This window comes from Maricaulis parjimensis (assembly GCF_016817355.1).
GTDB classification, from domain to species: domain Bacteria; phylum Pseudomonadota; class Alphaproteobacteria; order Caulobacterales; family Maricaulaceae; genus Maricaulis; species Maricaulis parjimensis.
On sequence record NZ_JADOTT010000017.1, the window covers coordinates 1 to 1270 of the forward strand.

The 1270-nt window shown below is 61.8% G+C and carries 1 protein-coding gene; it reads right to left on the minus strand.

The annotated features are described in order from the left end of the window. Positions 1-1270, minus strand: a 1270-nt coding sequence (locus I0K07_RS15735) for an acyl-CoA carboxylase subunit beta (RefSeq protein WP_203295154.1), incomplete at both ends; no start/stop codon positions are given.

Genomic DNA, 1270 nt, shown 5'->3' on the forward strand with positions numbered 1-1270 from the left:
GCGATCTCGGCGGTCGGCCAGGCATAGTTCACATCGCCGCGCAAATGCTTGGAGCTCATCACGTCATAGGCACCGCCATAGGCCTTGCGGGTGATGACGGTGAGTTTGGGCACGGTGGCTTCGGCATAGGCGAAGAGAAGCTTGGCGCCATGCTTGATGAGGCCGCCATATTCCTGCTTCGTGCCGGGCAGGAAGCCGGGCACATCCACGAAGGTGACGACCGGGATGTTGAAGGCATCGCAGAAGCGCACAAAGCGGCCCGCCTTGCGGGAGGCGTCGATGTCGAGCACGCCGGCCAGGCTCATCGGCTGGTTGGCCACAAAGCCCACCGGCTGGCCGTCCAGGCGTCCGAAGCCGGTGACGATATTGGCGCCATAATCCGGAGCGATCTCGAAGAAGTCGCCCTCATCGGCCACCTTTTCGATCAGTTCCTTGATGTCGTAGGGCTTGTTCGGGTTGGACGGGACCAGCGTGTCCAGGCTGGGTTCCTGGCGATCGGCCGTGTCATAGCTGGGGCGTTTGGGCGGGGTCTCGCGATTGGAGAGCGGCAGGAAGTCGATCAGGCGGCGGATCTGCACCAGGGCTTCCAGATCATTCTCGAAGGCGCCATCGGCGACACCGGACTTCTTGGCGTGAACCGAGGCCCCGCCGAGCTCTTCATGGGTGACGGTCTCATTGGTGACCGTCTTCACCACATCCGGGCCCGTCACATACATGTAGGAGGTGTCCTTCACCATGAAGATGAAGTCGGTGATGGCGGGCGAATAGACATCGCCGCCGGCGCACGGGCCCATGATCATGGAGATCTGCGGCACGACCCCAGACGCCAATGTGTTCTGCAGGAAGATGTCCGCATAGCCACCCAGCGAGGCGACGCCTTCCTGGATGCGCGCGCCACCGGCATCGAAAATGCCGATAATCGGCGCGCCATTCTGGATCGCTGCCTTCTGGATCTTGACGATCTTCTGGGCATGGGTCTCAGACAGCGAGCCGCCAAAGACGGTGAAATCCTTGGAGAAGACATAGACCAGGCGGCCATTGATCGTGCCATGGCCGGTGACCACGCCATCGCCGGGGATCTTCTTGTCCTGCATCCCGAAATCCGTGCAGCGATGCTCCACGAACATGTCCCATTCCTCAAAGGAGCCATCATCCAGCAGCATCTCGATCCGCTCGCGCGCCGTCAGCTTGCCCTTGGCATGCTGCGCTTCAATCCGCGCCTCACCACCACCCAGACGGGCCGCAGAACGCTTGGCTTCCAGCTGATCGA